Genomic DNA, 24334 nt, shown 5'->3' with positions numbered 1-24334 from the left:
TTACAAAATCCGAACCCGCAACGAGCGGCCTTTGATTTTGCCGTTGTTCAAACGCTCCAGCGCTTGCATGGCCACGACGCTTTCGACGGCGACATAGGCCTGGAAATCGAAAATGGCGATTTTGCCAACCTGGGTGCCTGGAATGCCGGCATCACCGGTCAAGGCGCCAAGAATATCGCCAGGGCGAACCTTGTCTTTACGGCCTGCGCCGATCACCAGCGTGGTCATGGTCGGTTGCAGCGGTGCGCCGCCTTTGCTTTTCAAATCGTCCAGCTGTTCCCACTTCAGCGGGGCTTTCTGCACGTCTTCGATGGCTCGGGCGCGGTGCGCTTCAGACGGAGCAACCAGGCTGATGGCCAGACCTTTCTCACCAGCGCGACCGGTACGGCCTACACGGTGGATGTGCATTTCCGAATCACGGGCCAGCTCAACGTTGAGCACCATGTCCAGCGCATCGATGTCCAGACCACGAGCAGCGACGTCGGTGGCAACCAATACCGAGGTGCTGCGGTTGGAGAACATCGCCAGCACTTGGTCACGGTCACGCTGTTCCAGATCGCCGTGCAGGCCGACTGCGGAAATGCCTTTGGCGGTCAGGTGGTCGACCACTTCTTGGCACTGCTGCTTGGTGAAGCAGAACGCAACGCAGGACTGTGGACGGAAATGCCCAAGCACTTTAACCACAGCGTTGAGACGGTCTTCCGGGGTGATTTCATAGAAGTGCTGCTCGATCTGGCTGTCGGCATGCAGCGCCTCAACCTTGACCGTTTGCGGGTCCTTCATGAACTTCGAAGACAGTTGCTTGATGCCGGCCGGGTAGGTCGCCGAGAACAGCAAGGTCTGACGCTTTTTCGGCGTCTGATCAATGATGTTTTCGATGGCGTCGTAGAAACCCATGTCGAGCATGCGGTCAGCTTCGTCGAGGATCAGCGTGTTCAGGCCGTCCAATACCAGCGAGCCTTTGCGCAAGTGCTGCTGAATACGCCCTGGCGTGCCGACGATGATGTGCGCGCCGTGCTCCAATGAGCCGATTTGCGGCCCGAAGGAGACGCCGCCGCACAAGGTCAGGACCTTGATGTTGTCTTCCGAACGCGCCAGGCGACGAATTTCTTTGGCCACTTGGTCAGCCAATTCACGGGTCGGACACAGCACCAACGCCTGGCAACCGAAGAAGCGCGGGTTGATCGGGTTGAGCAAGCCGATGCCGAACGCGGCGGTTTTGCCACTGCCGGTCTTGGCCTGAGCAATCAGGTCCATCCCCTTGAGAATCACCGGCAGGCTCTGCGCCTGAATCGGCGTCATCTCGGCGTAACCAAGGGACTCCAGGTTAGCCAACATGGGGGCGGAAAGAGGCAGTGAGTTAAAAGCGGTGCTAGTCACGGGACGGGCCTGCAAAACAAAATGTCGCGCAGTGTATCAGGTCGCGGCCCCGTCCTAGTCGTGGATCTCGGGTTCCTGACGAGGAACACTTCGTCCGCCTTGAGGGGGGAGCTGTAGAAAAATCCCCGCAGCCAGCATCGACAGCACCCCAACGCTAAGGAACGTCTTTTGGAACGCCCCCAATAAGCCGCTCACTGCACCGCCGGTTATGTCGTCTGTAAAACCGCCGAGCAAGGCTGCCGCACAGGCCACGCCCAGGCTCAAGGACAATTGCGCCACCACCGACAGCAGGCTGTTACCGCTGGCGGCACTGGAATCGTCAAGGTCAATCAGGGTCACGGCGTTCATGGCGGAGAATTGCAGCGAGTTCACCGCGCCCATAAAGCCGAGGTGGATCAGCAGCAACCAATACGGGGTTTGTGCATCGACCAGACCCAGACTCGCCAGCAGCAAGCCCAGCAAAAATGTATTGCCGGTAAGTACGATGCGAAAACCCAGGCGCTCAATGAGTGGCCGCGCCAATGATTTGGAAATCATCGCGGCAACCGCCAGCGGGATCATGCTCATCCCCGCTTGGGACGGCGAATAGCCCAGCGCCACTTGCAACAACAGCGGCACCAGAAACGGCAGGGCGCCGCTGCCCAGGCGCGAGAACAAATTGCCGAAAATACCCACGGCAAACGATCGAGTACGGAACAGCGCGGGGGCGAACAAGGGATAGCTGATATTGCCGGCCCGCAACCAATACGCCGCCAGACACGCCATCCCGCCAAACAACAGCAGCACCACGCGCATATGCGGCAGGTGCAATTCGCCCAAGCCTTCAAGCGCGATAGTAATCAGGACCATTGAGGCGCCGAACAATAGAAAACCAACCCCATCAAAACGCGTGCGACCGCCGCCCGGCAAATTGGGCACCAGTGCGTTGATCGCGTAGCAACCGATCAGGCCCACCGGGATATTGATCAGAAAGATCCAGTGCCAACTCAGGTACTCAACCATCCAGCCACCCACGGTCGGGCCCATCAGCGGGCCAAGCAAGCCGGGCACGGTGATGAAACTCATGATCCGCACCAGCTCTGATCGCGGGTAGGCCCGCAACACGATCAAGCGCCCAATGGGCACCATCAATGCGCCGCCCAAGCCTTGAACCACCCGCGCCGCGACCAGCATGCCCAAGGAACTGGACAGCGCACACAGCAGTGAGCCGAGGCTGAACAGCAAGATTGCGCCAAAGAAAATCCGCTTGATGCCAAACCGGTCGGCAATCCAGCCCGAGGCCGGAATCAACAGTGCCACGGTGAGCATGTAAGCAATGACCACCGACTGCATGCGCAAGGGGTCTTCATTGAGCGAACGGGCCATGGCCGGCAGGGCGGTATTGAGAATCGTACCGTCGAGACTCTGCATGAAAAACGCGATGGCGACGACCCATGGCAACCAGCGCAGGGTTCGGGCATCCAGAATCGGTGTGCTGGTTGGCATACGTCCCTTAGAGCGTGAGGGTCAAGCGACTGATCAACGCGCCTGGCAGCAGGCTTGAAGCGGTTTGACGTTGACTATAGGTGCTGGCGGACAGAATCAGTTCCCTTTCGCGGGTCAATTGTTCGAGGGCGCTGCCCAGCAGGCTGTAGACGCTGTCGTCGAAACGCATGGTATTGACCGGCGCTTGTATTTCGCCGTTTTCGACCCAGAACGTGGCAAAGCGGGTCATGCCGGTCAAGCGTGCGGCGGATTGATCCGAGAAGTTCAAGTACCACAGGTTGCTGATGTACAGCCCGGTGCCGAGTTGCTTGAGGATGTCTTTCAGCGCCAGGGTTCCGCCAGCCATGCTGAGGGCGCTGGGTGATTCACCGCCGCCCGCACCGTTAGCGGTCAGGCCATATTCCGCCGCGCTGCGCGAACCGACCAGTTGTTCGTGGGCGCGGCCGCCGCTGATTAGCGACAAGTCACTGCGCGGATAGCCTTCGCCGGAGAACGCGGGCGACAACGAGCCGGTGACCTGTTCGTTCAGGCTCACCAACGGGCTGAGGTGCGCGTCGCCGTTGTACAGCCGCTGTAACGGGCTGGTTTTACTGGCGATGGCGTCGGCGGAAAAGCCGCCCCAGCAGAGCATGCCCATCACTTCTTCAAGTGCCGCAGGAGCCAGGTACGCGCGGTATTCGCCGGGCGCTAAGGCGTGCAAGGGTCGACCGAGAAACTCGAGTTGTTCCCGGGCTTGCTGAAAGCGCTGAGCGAACGCCTCGTCGTCCCAGTGATCCCCGGCATAGCTCGCTTTGACTGCCTGACCGTTGGCGTGAAACAGGCTCCAGTCGAAGTTGAAACTGTTCGCCTGATGCCAACCCAGTGCGCCCCATGAACTGGCGAAACCCCGGTACAACGGGCCTGCGGCATAAAATCCCACCAGGTCCAGGCCTTCGGCCAATTCGTTGATTTGCGCCAGCACCCGCGCGCTGTCTGGCAGGGGTTGATGCTGAGCGTTGCTGATCTGCCAATCGTCAATGTTGGGCAGCAAATACGGGTCTTGCGGCAGCAGCACCAGGGTTTCACGCAACTGCTGCAGGGCCGCTGCCAAGCGGCTTTGATCCACCTCGGCGTCCCCTGACAGCGTCAAGCACAAGTCGGCATGACGGCCATCGTTGATCAGTTTGACGTTCAAAGCGGCCTGCTGCACATGCCCGGCCTGACGCACCTTGGCATGGTTGAAACGAATGAATTCTGAGGCTTCGGCGTTGTAGCCCAAGGTGAACGCTTCGGGGGCGGCAATCGCATCGCGCAGCCAATCGACCAGCGCGGCGAACTGTTGTTGCTGAGTGAGGTGTTCCATCAAGCGTCCCCTCCGAATACATCAACCTGCGAGAACACGCAGGCGGGTGAGGCGTGACCGACGCGCACTACTTGATTGGGTTCACCTTTGCCGCAATTGGGCGTGCCCAGGACCTTGAAGGTGCGGGCATCGCCCACGGCTGCGAGGTTGCGCCAGAAATGTGCGGAGATCGCCCGGTAGTTAGGGTTCTTCACCACGCCTTTGAGTTCGCCGTTCTCGATCAGTTGGCCCCACTCGCAACCGAACTGGAACTTGTTGCGTGCGTCATCGATGGACCATGAGCGATTGGTCGACATCATGATGCCGTGCTCAATGTTACCGATCAGTTGGTCGAGGGACGTGTCGCCGGGTTCGATGTTCAAGTTGGCCATGCGGTCGATGGGCGGGCGGTTCCAGCTGCATGCGCGACTGTTGGCGACGCCTTCCATGCCGGATCGAAATTGCGACAGCGCGCCACCCAAGGGCCGGACCAGCACGCCGTCGCGGATCAGAAATTGTTTGCTGGCGGGGGTGCCGTCATCGTCGTGACTGTAACTCGCCAGCTGTTCGGGGATGTCTGGGTTGAAGGTCACATTGAGCAGCTCGGAACCGTATTGCAGACTGCCAAAGTCACTGGTTTTTACGAAGCTGGTGCCAGCGTAATTGCGCTCATCACCGAGAATCCGGTCCAGCTCCAGGGGGTGACCAATGGATTCGTGGATTTGCAGGATCATCTGGTCAGGCGTCAACAGCAAGTCCCGCGGCCCGGACGGGGTGTTTGGCGCCATGATCAGTTGCAATGCCTGATCGGCGACCTGCGCAGCGGCACCGATCAATCCGCAATTGCTGATGACCTCCGCGCCGCCTTGTTGGCCGAAGTTATCGCGACCGAGGCTTCGGGTCTGGCTGTCGCTGCCGTCGTACGCCGTGACGCTCATGCCCGGATAGACGTAGCGCTGCGCCTGACGAATCTCGGCACCGGCAGTGTTCAAGTAGATTTGCTCGACGTTTTCCAACCCGAGACTGGCTTGCCAACTTACCAGGCGTTTGTCGCTGGGCACCGCTGACGATTCAGTTGAAAGGAGTTGGTAGCAATCGCCCAATGATGGAAACACATCGGCCAGGTGCGGCGACAGGTAATCGGCGCGACTGGTGGACACTGGCTGATCGCGCAGGTCGAGCAGGGCATAAGGCGCCAAACGCCGGGCGTGTTGCTCGGCCTGTTCAAGCGCTGCTTGCAGCCCGCGTTGCGAGAGATCGTTGGTGGCGGCGTAGGCCTCGACGCCGTTGACCCGCACCGTCAGCATCGCACCTTCGTCGGTGCTCAGGTGCGGCGGCTCGGCGACGTTCTTGCGCACGGACAAGTGTTGGCTGGTTTGTCGGACGTAACGCAGGGAGAAAAATTCGGCAGGGCTGCGCAGCGCGCTAAACCGCTGCTTGAGCTGAACGGAGAAATCGAACATTGCACAATGGCTCCGTCAAATGGGCTGATGCCGTCGCGGATGAATTGGCTTCACAGGGGCTTACGCGGATCTGTGGGAGCGAATTCATTCGCGAAGGCCGCGACGCGGAGTATCAGATACACCGCGTTGACCGCTTCCCGAATAAATTCGGTCCTACAGTGTCCCCCGCAATTGCGCGAATCTACTGTGGGAATGAGTTCATTCGCGAAAGCCTGATCGCTTAAACCGGGCAACCCTTGCTGCGCAGGATCGCGTCAAAACGATCCGGGTCCAGCGTGCCTGATTCGATGGCCGCCAAGGTCGCTTGTTCCCGCGCCAGCAAATCTTTGCAGCGCTCCAGCAACTCAGGCAACTCGGCACGGGCGGCAGCAACCACACCATCGCCGTCACCAATCATCAAATCACCGGGCATGACCAGCATGCCTGCGCAGGAAATAGGTACGTTGATTTCGCCGCCGCCGTCGGTGCTCGGACCCCGATGCACGCCGCCGATGGCATAGGCCGGAAGCTCGCCGGTTTGCCATTCGTCCAGGTCACGCAGAGCGCCGTTGATGACCACGCCGACGATCCCTGCCTTGAGCGCCATGGCGCGCATGATGCCGCCGAACACTGCACGGGTCAGGTCGGCACTGCCGTCGATGACCAATACGTCGCCAGGACGAGCCATTTGCATGGCTTTGAGGATCATCAAGTTGTCGCCGGGACGAACACGAACAGTCAAGGCGCTGCCCAGCATCGGCGCATTGCCGTGGAACGCTTTGAGTCCCAGGCCGCCTACGTTGCGGCCCAAGCAGTCACTGACGGCGGCGGCGGGGATTTTGCTAAAAGCTTGAAGCCACATCGGATCGAGGGGTTCAGCGTTTGGGTTGATCAGATAGCCCGTGGGCCATGTGCTCGAAGACACTACATCAAACATGGAGAAAGCCTCGTGGCCAGTCATTGCCGGCTTGTCGATTAGAGCGGGGGGTGATCGTTTGCGTAGCGATAGATTAGGCCTGCGCACCCGTCGGGATCAAGCTTGACTCGTTTGTTGCGCGCCAACCGGGCCTGCGAAATCCTAGCGAGCAGCCCATACGCTGTGGGTGCGCTGTCTTTTCTTTATCTTTGTAAGACTAATCCTCAAGCCTTACAGGAAACGTCTCTTTCGTGTCCCCCTGCATTGAAGTGGCGCTTTATTCACGGCATGTTTCGCCCTTTCTGACACTTCATAAGGACGAACCGTTTTTATGCCTGACGCGATCCCCCGGTTTCTTAACCGCCCCACCCTGAACAGTCCTCGCCTGGAACATGGGCAGAAGATAGCGTTCCTTATCGAAGCCGCCCACGCGCCTGCTGCATGGACGGTACTGATGCAAAAAGGTGCGCAGTTCAAGGTTGACCTCCTCTGGTCCGGCACGCCGTTTCAGGCGCAGATGGCCCAAGGGCCTTCCTGGTTTGTGGTCAATGCGCAGTGCGTCGATGGGCTGGCGCAGGTGTGTCATCAACGCCCGGCTGGCATGGCCCTGACCTGCACCGACCCGTTGCAGGCATTGGCGCATGCCCGAACATTGCTGAGCATGACCCCGCCGAAACTATTGGCCATTCACGACCCGGTTATCTGGGCCGCGCTGGCCATGGAAAACGTTGGGCAACATGCCTGCCTGTTTGGTCCGTGGCATGAGGTCTACACCCCGGTCCCTGGCGTTGATCCCACCGCCCATCAGTGGCATGTCTGGAAAGCCGAAACGCCGGCCACCGGGCCTTGCCAATACCCCCTCGCTTTCCCTGACACCCTGTACTCGACCTACACCGATATCCGCTGGTTGCACTGGCTGCGGCAGCACCCGCAGCACTTTGCTCAGGTGCCAGACCCCGAGCTGCCTCGCGTTGTCAGCAACCTCGATTTTTTCGTGAAGCACGGCATCGGTGCCGACCGTGATCTGTTGCGGCTGTCTGCGCTGGTCACCCACGGCGATCTGCGTGAGCGCGAAGACCTGCTCCCCATCCTCACCTCGCACGAACGACCACACCATCGGGTCGAGCAATTGCTTCAGGAGTTACAGCCATGACCACGCCTCTTTATACCGTCCAGCAAGGGGACACCCTCAGCGGCCTCGCGCAGCGATTAGGCAGCAGCGTTAACGAATTACGGCGCCTCAACCCCTTTATCAACAACCCGAACTACCTCCGCACGGGGTGGACGCTGAACGTGCCGGACGCCACCGACGTGCCCGTGGCGCCTGTGGCGGACAGCCCACCGCCCGCAGCAGATACCAACGCCCAGGGGGTGTTGCACCTCGACCCCATTGCCGCGGCGCCTGAACAGTGCAGCATCAATTTCTGTGGCGAGCAGGCGTGTAAAAGCCCCGGGCACTACGCGGATATTATTTATGAGGTTGGCCAGGAGCGCTTCTGGCTGCTGCGCGAACACACGTTAAATACGCTGGTCGAAGCCGCCGATGACCTGAAAAAGAAACTGCTGACCAGTGATCCGGATTCGCGGGTTAGTGCGTTGAATAGCGCGGACTTGCTGGAACCTTTTCTGGAGCCCAAAACCAGTAGCTTTCTGGATGCGCAGGACAGCCAGCGGTATTTGCAGATCGACCATGAGTTGGAGCAGATAGGGCAAGACCTCGGGCGTTTCGGGGTCCGCGAAGAAGGCTTGCAGGACGTCAAGCACGTACCGAATCTCACGGTTGAGCAGCTCAAGCACGTCAACCAACAGCAACAGGCCGCCTTGCCGTTACGCCGCGAGCGGGCCGTACTCGACGCCCGGGGCCATAAAATCGCCCTCGAACGCGGCTACAGTTTTGAAGGCGGTCATCTGTACAGCGCCGAAGCGATGAGGGCTCGCGAGATTATTCAACGCTACCTCAAGCAGCGCCAAGTCTTCGTCGATCAGGGCAAAGCGATTTTTAGTCCCGCAGAACTGGAGAAGTATCAACAGGAATACACGGAAATCATTGCTGAGTTGCAGTACGCAAATGCCCACCGCACCGAGCCGCGACGGGACGTTGAGCTGTGGCTTCTACAGTCTAGAGGCCAATTCCACTATTCCGAATTGGTCAAAACCCTTCTCCAGGCCGCCGCTTACGGCCTGGTCTTGCCCGAATACGCCCTGCAAGGCGACCACGGGAATATTGAGCAAGGGTTCGAAGCGTACGAGAAATACCACGCGTTGCTCAGGCAAAAAGCAGCCCTGAATCAACACGTGGAAAAATCCTTCGACAATTGGGTCGACGTCGCCAAACAACAGCCTCCGAGCAGCCTGTTCACCACCGAAGCCGTGCAGTGGCAGGCGCTTGACGCCCAGGAACAGGCGCTGAAGAAACAGGCCCAAGCATTCGTCAAACACTCCAGCCCCCAACGCCACCTGCTCTGGAACCCCGAGAGCTTCACACCACAACCGCAACAACGGCTGGTGCGCACAAACTTCCCGCTGCGAGAAATCAGCGTCCCCACCGAGCGCACGCGCCTGCGCCACTTGAGCCTCACCGACGTATTCAAACACCTCAATCAACGCACCCGGGACCTGCTCAAGGAAGACCTGAAAAAAACACTGGCCCAAGCCAAAGATCCTAACTTAAAACTGGCGGCGGGCACTGCCTCTGCCGACCCGGACCTGTTCACCTCGTGGCTGAGAATGAACGACGCTCGGCCCCTTGACATCCAGGACGGCTGGTTCGACCGCAACGGCTTCTTTCAGCCTGAAACGTTCAAGCGTTACATCAACACCGAAAAAATCTACATCGAAAACCTGCGCGACGACGCCACCTTCGACGCGTGGGGTAAAGACCTGCGGCAAATGCTTTTCAAACAAAGCACCCTCGGCCCCCTGCGCCTGTACGACAACAGCCCGCAAGCGCGCTTGATCCGGTGCTTGACCCAGGGCCAGAGCGACGTGCAACTTGCCAGCCAAGTACTGGCCCCCAGCGTCAGCATGAAAAAAGGCCTGGGCGCGTCGGCCAACGTGACGCTGGACGTCAACCTGGCGCAGGGCGAAATCGAGGTGGCGTCGTTTGAGCTGCCAAGCCGGGCCGAGGCGAAACCGTTAACGCTGAGTTACACAAACGAGAACGACGACCAGGGCCAGAAAGTCGCGAACGGCACTGTCTCGATCGGGGCGTTTTGCCTGAGCGGCAGCCTCAAAGCCTGGGGCTTCGCCGGCGCTTCAATGATGCTCAGCGCCAACCTGCGCGTGGGCCCGAACAAACAGGAAAACGACGAACTCGGCCTCGACACCGGGCGTGATGCGGAACGCCGTCTCAGTCGCGCAGAATCCGGCCTGAGGCCCCACATCCGCCACGACGAGGTGCTTGGTGGACAGTTCAACCTGTTCGCCGGCGCGCAAGCCGGGATCAAAATCAACGGCTCACTGCTTTGGACCCCGCCCGACGACTTGCTGACCCTGCGTCACCCGGTCTTCAAAAAGCACGTAGACAACGACGGTTGGCTGGAACTCGCCACCCTCGGCATTGACGCCTCCGCCGCCTTGGGTGTCGGCACCAATGCCGGGCTAACCCTGTCCCTGCAAAACGGCTACGTGATCCTGCGCATGAACGCCACCATCATCGCCGGCCCCGGCGTGCAGGGCGCCTTCAACTTCATCGTGGGCTACAAGGCAATTATCCAGATCCTGGACATCTTCAATAAGGCACTGGTTGAAAACAACTATAAAAAAATGGCCTGGGTGCAACCGGAAGCTTTCGCTTACTTCAGCAAACTGCAACTGCTCAGCGCGCTGGGCGTGGACATACAGTGGGTGTTCTTGAGGGGGTATAACATTGTTAATCGTATGTATGACGCGATAAAGGCCGGGGGGCGGGCGGGGCCGATGGCTCATGAGATCTTTGATAAACGAGATAATCAGGAATTAAGAGGGTGGTATTCAAGCTTGACGCCGGAAGGATTGGGGTCGTTGCTGGATACGCTGCTTAGCACACCGACAGCCTTTACTGTCGAACAGGGAGGGTACAAAAAAGAATACAACCGTCGAGAGGCTCACTTAGTTCAGCAGCAAGCGATCGAAATCATTTTAACGTCCATCTATGAGAACGCCACGGTAAACGCACACAACAAGATCGGCTATGAAAGCCTGGCGTCGGCGCAGGAGCGGTTTGGCAAAGCAGTATTGCGTTTTGCATCTTTTGACAAACCTGTTCGCTCCGATCGGATTTATTGTCGGAATGTATACCGAATGAGTAATTTTATGGCGGCAAATGCTGGTGAAAAAATAGAAGATAGAGGTATGCAGGAACGTTATGGAAAAGTGCGGCGTCGATTGGGTGAGGCGATGGATAATACCTGTGGATTTTCAACAACGACACAATTTTGGAAACCAGAGGCAGGGTCGGAGCTGGCACCATGGCCAAAGTATTGATTGTTGCAGTGAAAATTACCGGGTTATTACTTCTATTAAGTAATTGTGCTTGGGCTCAGTTAACAACAGAGCAAGAAGAGGCACGCAGCCAGGGTCTATTTTTCTTGAATATGATCAGTAGTGCAAAGGCAAGCCCTTTCCTTGAAATATCAGCCGGAGCTGGGGACACGGAATCGCAGTATTACTTAGCTGAAATTCTTAGGCGGAACAACAAATTCATAACGCCTAAGGCACAAGCGCTGTACGAAGCTGCCGCCGAAAAAGGCGATATTTACGCCATGATGCGGTTGGCCGAAAAAAAAGATGACCTTTGTCACATTATGGAGAACTGCCCGCCTGATATAAAAACACCTCAACAGTGGTCGAAAACTGCCCTTGAACTTGCTAAGGAGCGGGCAAGTCGAGGCAATGCTGAAGCGATATACCAGCTTTTTTTGCTGACCGGTAAAATCGACTGGCTAACCCAAGCAGCAGAGGTGGGTTTTCCAAGAGCTCAATACAGGCTCGGGGCTATATACGAAGATGGGTTTGGCACTTTCCTGATCCCCGGCAACCGGGAAAAAGAAATTGAGAAATGGTACAAGGCCTCGGCGGAAGGTGGCTATGTTCCAGGGATGAGTAGTTATGCCGACAGGCTAAAAAAGCTTAAAGATCTTCAAGGCACTGGTTACTGGACGGAAAAAGCAGCGGAGGCCGGTCACTTTGGCTCCATGTCCGACTATGCCGCGTGGACCGCGCATATGCCCGACGAAGTCGGCTACCCGCTTGATCTGGTAAAAGCCTATGGCCTGACACTGCTCATGGCAGAAGCTGACCCCGGAAGAGGGCCGTCATCGCCAGGCTACGGAGGGCAGGCACTGCCAAAGGTCGCCGCTAAAATGACCCCCGAACAAATCGAAGCCGGCAAAGCCTACGCCAAAGAATGGGCAAAAACCCATCCGCCGCTGTCGAGATTTCCACCTAAGTTCGGGTTTTAATAGTCGCTGGGCGCTTCACTGAAAGTGAAGCGCCTATTACTATGGAGGGCAACTGCATGTATAAAATGTTTGTTTATTTAATAAAGTCGATCTTTACGCTGTTTATTGTCTGCAACAGTGCTTGGGCTGAATTAACGCCAGAGCAAGAGGCGGCTCGGGTTAAGGGCGTCTTTCTTTACAATATGGATGATGGCTATACATCGAAGCCTTTTCTTGAAATAGCAGCCGGGGCTGGCGATGGAGAGTCGCAATATTATTTGGCAGAACTTATACGGCTCCGAAAAAAATATATCACCGCCGAGGCACAAGCGCTGTACGAAGCGGCCGCCGAAAAAGGCGATATTTACGCCATGATGCGATTGGCCAGTAAAAAAGATGACCTTTGTCACATTATGGAGAATTGTCCGCCCGATATAAAAACACCTCAACAGTGGTCGGAAGCCGCTCGGGCACTGGCTACAGAGCGTGCTAGTCAAGGTGATGCCGAGGCGGTATATCAGCTTTTTTTACTCACCGGTAAATTCGACTGGCTAACCCAAGCAGCAGAGTTGGGTTTCCCAAGAGCTCAATACAGGCTCGGGGGTATATACGGAGAAGGGTTTGGTACATTTCTGATCCCCGGCAACCGGGAAAAAGAAATCGCTAAATGGTACAAGGCCTCGGCGGAAGGCGGTTATCCACCGGGTATGAACCGTTACGCCGATCTGCTGAAAAAGCACGGAGACCGCCAAGGGTTTGCTTATTGGATTGAGAAATCGGCCAAAGCCGGTGACTTTGGCGCCATGTCCGACTATGCCGCATGGGCCGCGCATATGCCCGACGAAGTCGGCTACCCGCTTGATCTGGTAAAAGCCTACGGTCTAACACTGCTCATGGCAGAGGCGAACCCCGGCAGGGGGCCGTTATCGCCAGGCTACGGAGGTCGGGAACTGCCAAAGGTCGCCGCCAAAATGACCCCCGAGCAAATCGAAGCCGGCAAGGCCTACGCCAAAGAGTGGGCGAAAACCCATCCGCCGCTGTCGAAATTTCCACCTAAGTTCGGGTTTTAATAGTTGCTGGGCGCTTCATTCAAAAATGAAGCGTCCATTACTATGGAGGGCAACTGCATGCATAAAGTGTTTGTTTATTTAATAAAGTCGATCTTTACGCTGTTCATTGTCTGCAACAGTGCATGGGCTGAATTAACGCCAGAGCAAGAGGAGGCACGGGTTAAGGGTGTCTTTCTTTACAATATGGATGACGGCTATACATCGAAGCCTTTTCTTGAAATAGCAGCCGGGGCTGGCGATGGAGAGTCGCAATATTATTTGGCAGAACTTATACGGATCCGAAAAAAATATATCACCGCCGAGGCACAAGCGCTGTACGAAGCTGCCGCCGAAAAAGGCGATATTTACGCCATGATGCGATTGGCCAATAAAAAAGATGACCTTTGCCACATTATGGAGAATTGTCCGCCCGATATAAAAACCCCTAAGCAATGGTCGGAAACCGCTCGCTCACTGGCCAAAGAGCGAGCCGCTCAGGGGAATGGTGAAGCAATGCAGCAGCTTTTCTTGATGACCACTCATCTTGATTGGTTAATCACAGCAGCGGAGGCTGGTTTCCCTGAAGCGCAGGAGTTTCTCGGTTCTTTATACAAAGAAGGTGTAGGCACTTTTCTAATCCCCGGCAACCGAGAAAAAGAAATCGAGAAATGGTACAAGGCCTCGGCAGAAGGCGGCTATCCACCTGGCATGAACAGTTACGCTGATTTGCTGCATAAGCGCGGAGACCGTCAAGGGTATGGTTACTGGATCGAGCGGTCGGCTAAAGCCGGCCACTTTGGTGCAATGTCCGGCTACGCTGCGTGGACCGCGCACATGCCCGACGAAGTCGGCTACCCGCTTGATCTGGTAAAAGCCTATGGCCTGACACTGCTAATGGCAGAAGCTGACCCCGGAAGAGGGCCGTCATCGCCAGGCTACGGAGGGGAGGTACTGCCGGAGGTCGCCGCTAAAATGACCCCCGAACAAATCGAAGCCGGCAAAGCCTACGCCAAAGAATGGGCAAAAACCCATCCGCCGCTGTCGAGATTTCCACCTAAGTTCGGGTTTTAATAGTTGCTGGGCGTTTCATTTAAAAAATGAAGCGCCCATTACTATGGAGGGCAACTGCATGTATAAAATGTTTGTTTATTTAATAAAGTCGATCTTTACGCTGTTCATTGTCTGCAACAGTGCTTGGGCTGAATTAACGCCAGAGCAAGAAGATGCGCGCAACCAAGGTCTATTTTTCTTAAATATGATCAGTAGTGCAAAGGCAAGCCCGTTCCTTGAAATATCAGCCGGAGCTGGGGACACGGAATCACAGTATTACTTGGCTGAAATTCTTAGGGAAACTCTGAAAAAGGTTTTCAAATCTGGTGAAATGTCCCCCATCACATGAGCCGAGCGGTTGCCCCCCCATGAAGCAAATTTCTTTCGCCGATGCCGAGTACGCCGGTAAACGTAAGCGAACCCGCCGTGAGATTTTCCTGAGCGAGATGGACAAGGTCGTCCCCTGGAAGGGGTTGATCGCTTTGATCGAGCCGCATTATCCAAAAGGCGAAGGGGGCCGCCCGGCGTATCCCTTGATGGCCATGTTGCGTGTGCACCTGATGCAGAACTGGTTCGGCTATAGCGATCCAGCAATGGAAGAGTCTCTTTATGAGACCACGATTCTGCGCCAGTTCGCGGGGTTGAATCTGGAACGCATTCCCGACGAAACCACGATTCTCAACTTCCGTCGCCTGCTGGAGAAAAACCATCTTGCCGGGGGAATCCTGGAGGTCATTAATGGCTACCTGGGAGACCGAGGTTTGATGCTTCGTCAGGGCACAATTGTTGATGCCACGATCATTCATGCGCCGACGTCGACCAAGAATAAAGAGGGTAAACGCGACCCCGAAATGCATCAGACCAAGAAAGGTAATCAATATTTTTTCGGGATGAAAGCGCACATCGGAGTAGACGCTGATACGGGTCTGACGCACAGCGTGGTGGGCACGGCAGCCAATGTCGCGGACGTCACTCAAGTCGATCAGTTGCTGCACGGCGAAGAGACCCATCTCTGTGGCGACGCGGGCTACACCGGCGTAGAAAAGCGGCTTGAACATGAGGGGCGCGAGATGATCTGGTCGATCTCCGCCAGGCCCAGCAGCCGCCGCAAACATGGAGAAAAAAGCGTCATTGGCCGTGCGTTGCGCAAGATTGAATACGCCAAATCGCAAACTCGGGCCAAGGTTGAGCACCCGTTTCGGGTGATCAAGCGCCAGTTTGGTTACACCAAGGTGCGGTTTCGCGGGTTGGTAAAGAACACGGCGCAGTTGGTGACACTGTTTGCACTGTCGAATCTGTGGATGGCGCGCCGACATTTGATGGAGCCTATAGGACAGGTGCGTCCGCAGTATGGAAATTAAGGGTTAATAAGTGCTTAAAACCGGCTTATTCATCAATAAAAGCCGATATTTTCGAAATTTCAGTGAAGTACTTTCTTTCGGAGCGCTTGACGCCCGATTTGCCAGAAAAAGAAGGTCTTATTTCAGACCTTCCTTAGGTGGAACAACAAATTCATAACGCCGAAGGCACAAGCGCTGTACGAAGCTACCGCCGAAAAAGGCGATATTTACGCCATGATGCGGTTGGCCGAAAAAGGTGATGACCTTTGTCACATTATGGAGAACTGCCCGCCTGATATAAAAACACCTCAACAGTGGTCGAAAACTGCTCTTGAACTTGCTAAGGAGCGGGCAAGTCGAGGCAATGCCGAAGCGATATACCAGCTTTTTTTGCTGACCGGTAAAATCGACTGGCTAACCCAAGCAGCAGAGGTGGGTTTTCCAAGAGCTCAATACAGGCTCGGGGGTATATACGAAGATGGGTTTGGCACTTTCCTGATTCCCGGTGACCGGGAAAAAGAAATCGAGAAATGGTACAAGGCCTCGGCGGAAGGTGGCTATGCGCCAGGGATGAGTAGTTATGCCGACAGGCTAAAAAAGCTTAAAGATTTTCAAGGTGCTGGTTACTGGACGGAAAAAGCAGCAGAGGCCGGTCACTTTGGCTCCATGTCCGACTATGCCGCGTGGACCGCGCATATGCCCGACGAAGTCGGCTACCCGCTTGATCTGGTAAAAGCCTATGGCCTGACACTGCTCATGGCAGAAGCTGACCCCGGAAGAGGGCCGTCATCGCCAGGCTACGGAGGGGAGGTACTGCCAGAGGGCGCCGCCAAAATGACTCCCGAACAAATCGAAGCCGGCAAAGCCTACGCCAAAGAATGGGTAAAAACCCATCCGCCGCTGTCGAGATTTCCACCTAAGTTCGGGTTTTAAGGCCGGCTGACGGATCGCTTCCGTGCGCGAAGGCTTGACGCGGTGTGCGTGGCTCGCCGCATCAAGCCTGTCGCCAACACGTTGGCTCTTATAAAACTACTTTTAATCCTTTAAAAACAATGGGTTGGTGCTTGGTTTGGCGTGTATATCCGGCCTTTGTGGTTGCTGAGCTTATGGTTTCGTTTTTACAGCGAGGCACCTTTTTCAAACGTCGGGGCGCCGAACCGCAAAAAGGTCCCCCAAAACGCTTGCCCCACCATGCAGGCCCTCGCTTAGGCTCGGTCTTCCCTCGCTCTTTCCGCAATTCGATATTCAATTCACAGACGATCTATAGGCGGGCGGCCATCTGTAGGAGCCAACTTGTTGGCGAAGGTCCTTCGGACCTGATCGCAGCCTTCGGCAGCTCTTATCAAACACCGGATAACCTTTTGAATTCAGAAGATAATTTTTAAGAGCTGTCGAAGGCCGCGAAGAATGTCAGGTGTTTACTATTCCAAATCCGTCGAAGTCCCCTGTGGGAGTTGGCTTGCCAACGAAAGCGTCATTGCAGGCGACCCAGGTTTCAAGTCGACATCAGCTGCGTGAGTACGGGCCTCTTCGCAGGCAAGCCTGCTCCCACAGGATGGGCAGTCTCCGGCCGCTCCTACAGTCGTCCAGTGTTTGCTGCGCGACAGCGCGGCGTCGAAGACGTGGCGGACCCTCCTACAGAGGTTAGCGGCTCACTTCCCGCAGCGGTTTGCCACGGGCGGGCGCATTGCCGGCCACGTAGTAATCCGCTGTGCTGCGCGGCAAGGGTGTACGACCGCGGATGTTGTCGGCGATTTTCTCGGCGATCATGATCGTCGGTGCATTGAGGTTGCCAGTCGTGATCAGCGGCATGATCGAGGCATCGACCACGCGTAATCCTTGCAGCCCATGCACACGGCCTTCGCCATCGACCACGGCCATGTCATCGCTGCCCATTTTGCACGAGCACGACGGATGGAACGCGGTTTCGGCGTGTTCGCGCACGAACTGATCAAGCTGTTCGTCAGTCTGCACCTCAAGCCCCGGACTGATTTCGCGACCCCGGTACGGGTCCAGTGCCGGTTGCTGCATGATTTCCCGGGTCAAGCGGATGCCGTCACGAAATTCCTGCCAGTCCTGTTCGGTGGCCATGTAATTGAACAGGATGCTCGGGTACTCGCGTGGGTCCTTGGATTTCACCTGAACCCGGCCACGGCTGGGCGAACGCATCGAGCCGACGTGCGCCTGGAAGCCGTGCTCTTTCACCCCATTGCTGCCGTTGTAGTTAATCGCCACTGGCAGGAAGTGGTATTGAATGTTCGGCCACTCGAATTCACTGCTCGAACGAATGAAGCCGCCCGCTTCGAATTGGTTGCTGGCGCCGATGCCCTTGCCGAGGAACATCCAGTTCGCGCCGATGGTCGGCTGGTTCCACCACAGCAGCGAGGGGTACAGCGAGACCGGTTGGGTGCAGGCGTATTGCAGGTACATTTCCAAGTGGTCTTGAAGGTTCTGACCCACACCGGGCAGGTCATGAACCACCGGAATGTCCAGTTTGCGCAGCACTTCAGCTGCGCCTACGCCAGAGCGTTGCAGGATTTGCGGCGAAGCAATCGCGCCGCCACACAGCAACACTTCTTTGCGCGCGGTGGCTTCGATGCGCGTATCGCTGTCGCCCACCAGGTAAGCCACGCCCACCGCGCGTTTACCGTCGAACAGGATTCGGTCGGTCAAGGCGTGGGTGACGATTGTCAATGTCGAGCGTTGCTTGGCTTGATCAAGGTAACCGCGAGCGGTGCTGGCACGCCGGCCCTCGGGGGTCACGGTGCGGTCCATCGGGCCGAAGCCTTCTTGCTGATAACCGTTGAGGTCGTCAGTGCGCGGGTAACCGGCTTGTACGCCGGCTTCAATCATGGCTTTGAATAACGGATTGTTGCCGGCTTTCGGCGTGGTCACGCTTATTGGGCCATCGCCGCCGTGGAAGTCATTTGGGCCGACGTCGCGGGTTTCGGCTTTTCGGAAATACGGCAGGCAATCGAGGTAGCTCCAGCTTTCGAGGCCCGGGGTTTTCGCCCAGCCGTCGTAGTCCATCGCGTTGCCACGGATGTAGCACATGCCATTGATCAGCGACGAGCCGCCGAGACCTTTGCCACGGCCACATTCCATGCGCCGGTTATCCATGTGCGGTTCTGGATCGGTTTCGTAGGCCCAGTTGTAGCGACGACCTTGCAGCGGGAAGGCCAGTGCAGCTGGCATTTGCGTACGGAAATCCAAGCGGTAATCCGGGCCGCCGGCTTCAAGCAGCAACACGGTGACGCCGTGATCTTCAGTCAGGCGCGTCGCCAGGGTATTACCGGCAGAGCCTGCGCCGATGATGATGTAGTCGAATTCTTGGGACATTAAATGCACCCTCAATGAATGGGTGGGGTCGCGGGCCGCTTCTACAGGGATCTATTTGAGCTATCAGAACACCGAAACGTATTCGCCCAGCTCTACCTGCACCGACTTGATCCGGGTGTACTGGGCCAACGAGCTGATTCCGTTTTCACGGCCGACGCCCGATTGCTTGTATCCCCCGACCGGCATTTCTGCCGCTGACTCGCCCCAGGCGTTGATCCAGCAGATGCCGGCTTCAAGCTGGTGAATCACGCGGTGGGCGCGATTCAGGTCTTTGGTGACGACGCCAGCGGCTAAACCGAACTCGGTGTCGTTGGCGCGGCGGATAACTTCTTCTTCGGTGTCGTAGCTGAGGATGCTCATGACCGGCCCGAAGATTTCTTCGCGAACGATGGTCATGTCGTCGGTGCAATCGGTAAATACGGTGGCTGAGACGAATGCGCCTTTGGCGAACTCACCGTCAGTCAGCCGTTCGCCGCCGCACAGCAGGCGGGCGCCTTCTTCTTTGCCTTTGGCGATGTAGCCCAGCACACTTTCCATGTGCGCAAAACTCACCAGCGGGCCGAAGTTGGTGTTTTCGTCCTGGGGGCTACCGACTCGGATGCGCTTGACGCGCTCGAGAATTTTGGCCTCGAAAGCCGCCTTCAACGTGCTCGGTACGAACACTCGGGTGCCGTTGGTGCAGACTTGGCCGGAGCTGTAGAAGTTGGCCATCATTGCTGTGTCGGCGGCGCGGTCGAGGTCGGCGTCGTCGAAAATGATCAGTGGGGACTTGCCGCCCAACTCCATGGTCACGTCTTTGAGCGAAGAACTCGACGCGCTGGCCATGACTTTCTTGCCGGTGTCGGTGCCGCCAGTGAACGAAATTTTTTCGATGCGCGGGTGCTCGGTCAACCAGGTGCCGACTTCACGGCCGCTGCCGGTCAGCACGTTGAACACGCCATCTGGAACGCCGGCTGCGGTGTAGATTTCGGCCAGTTTCAGGGTAGTCAGTGACGTGACTTCGCTGGGTTTGAAGATCATCGCGTTGCCCGCCGCCAGCGCCGGTGCGGATTTCCACAGGGCGATCTGGATTGGGTAGTTCCAGGCACCGATCCCGGCCACTACGCCCAACGGCTCGCGGCGGGTATAGACGAACGAAGTGCTACGCAGTGGGATTTGCTCGCCTTCGATGGCGGGCACCAGGCCAGCGTAATATTCCAGCACGTCAGCACCGGTCACGATGTCGACGTAGCGGGTTTCGGAAATCGCTTTGCCAGTGTCGAGGGTCTCCAGGTCGGCCAGCTCATCGTTGCGCTCACGCAAGATGTCCACGGCGCGACGCAAGATGCGCGAACGCTGCATGGCGGTCATGGCGGCCCAGATTTTCTGACCTTTTTCGGCACTGACCACAGCGCGTTCGACGTCATCTTTGCCCGCGCGCTGCACCGAAGCCAACACTTCGCCGTTCGCCGGGTTGATGGCGTCGAAGGTAGCGTCGCTACTGGAATCGACGTAACCGCCGTCGATGTAGAGTTTTTGCAGTTCGAATCGGGCCATGGTGTCCTCGCAAGTGCAGTGTGTGTGGGATTCAGGGCAAATCTGCTGGTGCGCTTGAATGCGCTAGCTCGCCTGTTTCGCCAGTTGGAAGTCCATATATTCGTAAGCGATCTGTTGCGCTTGCTCGGTGTCGAATGCATCGCCCGACAGCGCACCGCGCAACCACAAACCGTCAATCAATGCCGCTAGGCCGCGAGCAGCGCTGCGGGCTTCACTCAACGACAGCACTCGGCGGAATTGGCAGCACAGGTTTGAGTACAGGCGGTGATCGTTGATCCGCTGAAGCCTGTGCAATGAGGGCTGGTGCATGCTGGTGGCCCAAAAGGCCAGCCAGGTTTTCATCGCCGGGCCGTTGACCTGGCTGGCGTCGAAGTTACCTTCGATGATGACTTGAAGATGAGCCCGTGGGCTGTCGTCGCCCAGCGCCAGGCGGCGGTCGTGAACGCTCTGGCTCAGGGCATTCATCAAATGGCGCATGGTCGCTGCGATCAGGCCGTTCTTGTCCTGAAAGTAGTGACTGATGATTCCGTTGGACACACCCGCCAGCCGAGCGATCAGTGCAATGCTGGCGTCTCCCATCCCAACCTGATCGACCGCCTCTAACGTGGCGTGAATCAGCTGTTGACGGCGGATAGGTTGCATACCGACCTTGGGCATATCAAGGGTCTCCTCTGAATCGTCGAAGGGTCATGAAGTGATCATTTCGGCGATGGTCAGTCTATTTAGTTTTAATTGAACGTTCAATCAATAAAAACCAATGGGCGGATATTTGAGCTGCTTTTGCGGGGCTAAATAAGGGGGGAGGTGGGCGCAAACACTCCGGTAAACGCTGGAACTGTCTGTGGGAGCAGGCTTGCCTGCGAAGGGTCACGCGGTAGTTGTGATGCACCGCTTCATTCGCAGGCAAGCCTGCTCCCACAGGATGGTGTTTCAGCCTAGGTTTTTACCTAGCAACGCGTGGTACAGCTCGGTGTCGCCGAGAATACCCACCACTTTGTTGCCTTCTTGCAAGACCAGTTTATTGCCGGTCTGGTAGCGGATTTGCAGCGCATCGCGCATGCCGATGTCGGAATGCACCAGTGTCGGAAGGCGGCCCAGGGTTTCCACCGCTTGTCCCGGTGCCCAGTTTTGCAGGTCGAAATTGGCTGCGCCCTGACGAGCACTCGTGACGGTATTGCCTTCGCCCAGGCCAATCCACGAATCGCCGCCCGGATCGAGGCACACTTCACCGTTGACGCGGGTGCAGTTGTCCAGCGTGCGCATCAGGCTGCGTCCGCACAACACGTTGAGCGGGTTGGTGTGTGCTACGAAGGTCCGCACGTAATCATCGGCCGGGTTGAGGACGATTTCTTCAGGCTTGCTGTACTGAATGATCCGACCGTCTTTCATGATCGCAATACGGCTGCCAAGCTTGAGTGCTTCATCAAGGTCGTGGCTAACGAACACGATGGTTTTGTTCAGTTTGCGTTGCAACTCCAGCAGTTCGTCTTGCAGGCCTTGGCGGATCAGCGGGTCGAGGGCCGAAAACGGTTCGTCCATCAACAGAATGTCGGCGTCCATTGCCAGCGCACGTGCCAAGCCTACACGCTGTTGCATGCCGCCAGACAGCTCGTCGGGTTTCTTGTTGCGCCATTGGGCCAAGCCCACTAGCTCAAGTTTTTCATCCACCAACTTGCGCCGCTCTTCAGGCGGACGGTGCTGCATTTCGAGGCCGAAGCTGATGTTCTCGCGAACGGTCAGCCAAGGCATCAAGGCGAACTTTTGGAAAACCATGGCAATACGCTTGGTGCGCATCAACTTCAATTCGGCCGGTGTGCACGAAGCGATATTGATTTGCGCGCCTTCGTGCTCAACAAACAGCTTGCCGCGGCTGACGGTGTTCAAGCCGTTGATGCAACGCAACAGGCTGGATTTGCCGGAGCCGGAAAGGCCCATCAAGACGCAGATTTCGCCTTTTTCGATGTCTAGGCTAGCGTTTTCAACGCCGATGATCTGCCCTGTCTGTTTCAGGATCTGGTCGCGTTTCTGGCCCTTGTCGAGGAGTTTAAGCGCTTCGCGTGGGTCTTTGGCGAAGACAACGTCTACGTTCTCAAAGCGGATTATGCTCATGCGTCACCCCCTATTTTGGCGTCAGGTTGTTTGCAGATACGGTCGAGCATGATCGCCAACAATACGATTGCCAGACCCGCTTCGAAGCCCAAGGCGATGTCTGCTGTGTTCAGTGCGTTGACCACGGGTTTGCCTAGACCGTCCGCGCCCACCAGCGCCGCGATGACCACCATCGACAATGACAACATGATGCATTGGGTAATGCCCGCCGCGATGCTCGGCATGGCGTGGGGTAATTCGATACGCGAAAGCAGTTGGCGACGGGAACAGCCGAAGGCTTTGCCTGCGTCCAGCAACTCTTGCGGTACGTCGCGAATACCCAGGTAAGTCAGACGGATCGGCGCGGCAATCGCGAACACCACTGTCGAGATCAGGCCAGGTACTACGCCCAGACCGAACAGGGTCAGGGTAGGAATGAGGTAGACGAACGTCGGTACGGTTTGCATCAGGTCGAGGACCGGGCGCATGAGGGTATAAAACATCGGTTTGTGTGCAGCGACGATGCCTAATGGCACCCCGATGATGACGCAGACAAAGGTCGCGAACAGCACCTGTGCCAGGGTCTCCATGGTTTCTTGCCAATAGCCCAGGTTCAGGATCAGCAGGAAGGAAAGGATCACGAAAACGGTCAGGCCCCATTTGCGCTGAATGTAATGCGCGAGCAGCGCGATCAAGCCAATCAATGCCAGCGGATTGAACCACGTCAGTGCGAACGTCACCCCGTGGATCAATGATTCCAAGGTCGAGGAAATGAGGTCGAAATAGTTGGCGCCGTGTTTCGTCAGCCATTCAACAAAGGCGGCGATGTATTGACCCAGAGGGATTTTGTGATCAGTCAGCATGGTATTGAATGTCCGCATGCGGGGAAATAATTACAACAGCAGACGGGCGAACCCGTCTGCACACGAGTTACTTGGCCAGCTTGGCTTTAACGGCCTCCAGGCCTGGTTTACCGTCTACGGTGGTTACGCCCGCCAACCAGGTATCAAGTACGGCTGGGTTTTTCTTGAGCCAAGCGGTCGCCGCTGCATCCGGCTTCATCTTGTCGTCCAAGACGTTGCCCATCAGCGTGCTTTCCATGTTCAACGTGAACTGCAGGTTTTTCAGCAACTGACCGACGTTGCTGCATTCCTGTGTGTAGCCCTTGCGGGTGTTGGTGTAGATGGTTGCCTGGCCGAAGTTCGGGCCGAAATAGTCGTCACCGCCAGTCAGGTACTTCATTTTGAAGCGGGTGTTCATTGGGTGCGGTTCCCAACCCAGGAACACCACGGCGGTGTTGCGGCGCTGGGCGCGATCCACTTGCGACAGCATGCCGGCTTCGCTGGATTCGACCACCTTGAAGCCGGCGTCTTTCAGGCCGAAAGCGTTCTTGTCGATCATGCTCTGGATCAGGCGGTTACCGTCGTTACCCGGTTCGATGCCGTAAATCTTGCCGTCGAGTTCTTTCTTGAATTTGGCGATGTCGGCGAAGTCATGCAGGCCCTTGTCGTACAGCTCCTGAGGAACGGCCAAGGTGTATTTGGCATTTTCCAGGTTGGCGCGAACGGTATCTACAGTGCCCGCGTCGCGGTAGGCCTTGATGTCGTTCTCCATCGTTGGCATCCAGTTACCAAGGAACACGTCCATGTTTTTGCCGTCGGCCAGCGACTTGTAGGTCACTGGTACGGAAATCATCGTGGTCTTGGTTTTGTAGCCTAGAGCGTCGAGGATCACACTGGTGGTCGCGGTGGTGACGGTGATGTCCGTCCAGCCGACATCTGAAAAGTTGACGGTGTCGCACTGGGCGGGTTCTGCAGCTTGCGCCAACAGGGGAAGACTCAGTGCAGCGGCCAACAGCAACGTTTGAGAACCTTTCATCGATGCACTCCTGGGTATTTTCTTCTCGTCATCAGCCTGTAACGACTGACGCTGTTCATGTGGTTTAGCGTGTTACAGCTGAATGGCGAG

At 56.8% G+C, this 24334-nt stretch carries 19 protein-coding genes; 8 read left to right on the top strand and 11 right to left on the bottom strand.

Features of this window, described 5'->3' with window-relative positions; genetic code table 11:
- The 5 genes from dbpA to RHM59_RS14405 form a co-directional block, all read right to left on the bottom strand.
- The gene (dbpA, locus tag RHM59_RS14425) at positions 1 to 1380 is read right to left on the bottom strand and encodes an ATP-dependent RNA helicase DbpA (protein ID WP_322167297.1); all 1380 of its coding nucleotides are present in this window, start codon (positions 1378 to 1380) and stop codon (positions 1 to 3) included.
- Positions 1381 to 1434: 54 nt separating this feature from the next.
- Entirely contained in the window at positions 1435 to 2865 is a 1431-nt protein-coding gene (gene mdtD, locus RHM59_RS14420; protein ID WP_322224491.1) for a multidrug transporter subunit MdtD, read from the bottom strand.
- 7 nt (positions 2866 to 2872) lie between these two features.
- Complete coding sequence (locus RHM59_RS14415) at positions 2873 to 4207, bottom strand: TldD/PmbA family protein (RefSeq protein WP_322224490.1); 1335 nt, start codon at positions 4205 to 4207, stop codon at positions 2873 to 2875.
- Entirely contained in the window at positions 4207 to 5649 is a 1443-nt protein-coding gene (locus RHM59_RS14410; RefSeq protein ID WP_322224489.1) for a TldD/PmbA family protein, read from the bottom strand. Before RHM59_RS14410 ends, RHM59_RS14415 begins: the two co-directional genes overlap by 1 nt.
- A 220-nt stretch (positions 5650 to 5869) precedes the next feature.
- Positions 5870 to 6565, bottom strand: a complete 696-nt coding sequence (locus RHM59_RS14405) for an RraA family protein (protein WP_322167301.1) — start codon at positions 6563 to 6565, stop codon at positions 5870 to 5872.
- Positions 6566 to 6875: 310 nt separating this feature from the next.
- On the opposite strand from RHM59_RS14405, the gene RHM59_RS14400 reads away from it, so the two are divergent.
- From RHM59_RS14400 to RHM59_RS14365, 8 genes are all read left to right on the top strand, one after another.
- Entirely contained in the window at positions 6876 to 7697 is an 822-nt protein-coding gene (locus tag RHM59_RS14400; protein ID WP_322224487.1) for a hypothetical protein, read from the top strand.
- On the top strand, positions 7694 to 11008 hold the full coding sequence (locus tag RHM59_RS14395) for a LysM peptidoglycan-binding domain-containing protein (protein ID WP_322224485.1): 3315 nt from the start codon (positions 7694 to 7696) through the stop codon (positions 11006 to 11008). Before RHM59_RS14400 ends, RHM59_RS14395 begins: the two co-directional genes overlap by 4 nt.
- Positions 10993 to 11985, top strand: a complete 993-nt coding sequence (locus RHM59_RS14390) for a sel1 repeat family protein (protein ID WP_322224483.1) — start codon at positions 10993 to 10995, stop codon at positions 11983 to 11985. The genes RHM59_RS14395 and RHM59_RS14390 overlap by 16 nt, the downstream gene beginning before the upstream one ends.
- A 56-nt stretch (positions 11986 to 12041) precedes the next feature.
- The gene (locus RHM59_RS14385) at positions 12042 to 13034 is read left to right on the top strand and encodes a sel1 repeat family protein (RefSeq protein WP_322224481.1); all 993 of its coding nucleotides are present in this window, start codon (positions 12042 to 12044) and stop codon (positions 13032 to 13034) included.
- Positions 13035 to 13091: 57 nt separating this feature from the next.
- Positions 13092 to 14084 carry a sel1 repeat family protein gene (locus RHM59_RS14380; RefSeq protein ID WP_322224479.1) on the top strand — a complete coding sequence of 331 codons (993 nt, stop codon included), beginning with the start codon at positions 13092 to 13094 and terminating at the stop codon, positions 14082 to 14084.
- Positions 14085 to 14142: 58 nt separating this feature from the next.
- Positions 14143 to 14412, top strand: coding sequence for a hypothetical protein (locus RHM59_RS14375; protein WP_322224477.1), 270 nt, complete (start codon positions 14143 to 14145; stop codon positions 14410 to 14412).
- A 19-nt stretch (positions 14413 to 14431) separates the two neighbouring features.
- Entirely contained in the window at positions 14432 to 15424 is a 993-nt protein-coding gene (locus tag RHM59_RS14370; RefSeq protein WP_322165339.1) for an IS5 family transposase, read from the top strand.
- Between the two features lie 213 nt (positions 15425 to 15637).
- Positions 15638 to 16336 (top strand): sel1 repeat family protein, encoded by a 699-nt coding sequence (locus RHM59_RS14365; RefSeq protein WP_322224475.1) that lies wholly within the window; start codon positions 15638 to 15640, stop codon positions 16334 to 16336.
- Between the two features lie 711 nt (positions 16337 to 17047).
- Here the strand turns inward: RHM59_RS14365 and betA are convergent.
- The 6 genes from betA to RHM59_RS14335 form a co-directional block, all read right to left on the bottom strand.
- Positions 17048 to 18742: a choline dehydrogenase gene (gene betA / locus RHM59_RS14360; RefSeq protein WP_322224473.1), complete on the bottom strand. Its 1695-nt coding sequence runs from the start codon at positions 18740 to 18742 to the stop codon at positions 17048 to 17050.
- 63 nt (positions 18743 to 18805) lie between these two features.
- Positions 18806 to 20278, bottom strand: coding sequence for a betaine-aldehyde dehydrogenase (gene betB, locus RHM59_RS14355; protein WP_322167308.1), 1473 nt, complete (start codon positions 20276 to 20278; stop codon positions 18806 to 18808).
- 63 nt (positions 20279 to 20341) lie between these two features.
- Positions 20342 to 20935 (bottom strand): transcriptional regulator BetI, encoded by a 594-nt coding sequence (betI, locus tag RHM59_RS14350; protein WP_322167309.1) that lies wholly within the window; start codon positions 20933 to 20935, stop codon positions 20342 to 20344.
- Positions 20936 to 21208: 273 nt separating this feature from the next.
- Entirely contained in the window at positions 21209 to 22387 is a 1179-nt protein-coding gene (gene choV, locus RHM59_RS14345) for a choline ABC transporter ATP-binding protein (RefSeq protein WP_322167310.1), read from the bottom strand.
- Positions 22384 to 23229 carry a choline ABC transporter permease subunit gene (gene choW / locus RHM59_RS14340; protein WP_322167312.1) on the bottom strand — a complete coding sequence of 282 codons (846 nt, stop codon included), beginning with the start codon at positions 23227 to 23229 and terminating at the stop codon, positions 22384 to 22386. The genes choV and choW overlap by 4 nt, the downstream gene beginning before the upstream one ends.
- Before the next feature lie 67 nt (positions 23230 to 23296).
- The gene (locus RHM59_RS14335) at positions 23297 to 24244 is read right to left on the bottom strand and encodes a choline ABC transporter substrate-binding protein (RefSeq protein ID WP_322224471.1); all 948 of its coding nucleotides are present in this window, start codon (positions 24242 to 24244) and stop codon (positions 23297 to 23299) included.
- Positions 24245 to 24334: the final 90 nt, after the last annotated feature.

The sequence above is a fragment of the Pseudomonas sp. MH10 genome, assembly GCF_034353045.1.
Classification (GTDB): Bacteria; Pseudomonadota; Gammaproteobacteria; order Pseudomonadales; family Pseudomonadaceae; genus Aquipseudomonas.
This window is presented reverse-complemented; position numbering and strand designations above follow the sequence as displayed.

Bases quoted from the DNA above. Each gene is read 5' to 3' on its own strand.
- mdtD (WP_322224491.1), bottom strand. From the start codon at position 2,865: ATGCCAACCAGCACACCGATTCTGGATGCCCGAACCCTGCGCTGGTTG.
- RHM59_RS14415 (WP_322224490.1), bottom strand. From the start codon at position 4,207: ATGGAACACCTCACTCAGCAACAACAGTTCGCCGCGCTGGTCGATTGG.
- RHM59_RS14410 (WP_322224489.1), bottom strand. From the start codon at position 5,649: ATGTTCGATTTCTCCGTTCAGCTCAAGCAGCGGTTTAGCGCGCTGCGC.
- RHM59_RS14405 (WP_322167301.1), bottom strand. From the start codon at position 6,565: ATGTTTGATGTAGTGTCTTCGAGCACATGGCCCACGGGCTATCTGATC.
- RHM59_RS14400 (WP_322224487.1), top strand. From the start codon at position 6,876: ATGCCTGACGCGATCCCCCGGTTTCTTAACCGCCCCACCCTGAACAGT.
- RHM59_RS14395 (WP_322224485.1), top strand. From the start codon at position 7,694: ATGACCACGCCTCTTTATACCGTCCAGCAAGGGGACACCCTCAGCGGC.
- RHM59_RS14390 (WP_322224483.1), top strand. From the start codon at position 10,993: ATGGCCAAAGTATTGATTGTTGCAGTGAAAATTACCGGGTTATTACTT.
- RHM59_RS14385 (WP_322224481.1), top strand. From the start codon at position 12,042: ATGTATAAAATGTTTGTTTATTTAATAAAGTCGATCTTTACGCTGTTT.
- RHM59_RS14380 (WP_322224479.1), top strand. From the start codon at position 13,092: ATGCATAAAGTGTTTGTTTATTTAATAAAGTCGATCTTTACGCTGTTC.
- RHM59_RS14375 (WP_322224477.1), top strand. From the start codon at position 14,143: ATGTATAAAATGTTTGTTTATTTAATAAAGTCGATCTTTACGCTGTTC.
- RHM59_RS14370 (WP_322165339.1), top strand. From the start codon at position 14,432: ATGAAGCAAATTTCTTTCGCCGATGCCGAGTACGCCGGTAAACGTAAG.
- RHM59_RS14365 (WP_322224475.1), top strand. From the start codon at position 15,638: ATGATGCGGTTGGCCGAAAAAGGTGATGACCTTTGTCACATTATGGAG.
- betA (WP_322224473.1), bottom strand. From the start codon at position 18,742: ATGTCCCAAGAATTCGACTACATCATCATCGGCGCAGGCTCTGCCGGT.
- betB (WP_322167308.1), bottom strand. From the start codon at position 20,278: ATGGCCCGATTCGAACTGCAAAAACTCTACATCGACGGCGGTTACGTC.
- betI (WP_322167309.1), bottom strand. From the start codon at position 20,935: ATGCCCAAGGTCGGTATGCAACCTATCCGCCGTCAACAGCTGATTCAC.
- choV (WP_322167310.1), bottom strand. From the start codon at position 22,387: ATGAGCATAATCCGCTTTGAGAACGTAGACGTTGTCTTCGCCAAAGAC.
- choW (WP_322167312.1), bottom strand. From the start codon at position 23,229: ATGCTGACTGATCACAAAATCCCTCTGGGTCAATACATCGCCGCCTTT.
- RHM59_RS14335 (WP_322224471.1), bottom strand. From the start codon at position 24,244: ATGAAAGGTTCTCAAACGTTGCTGTTGGCCGCTGCACTGAGTCTTCCC.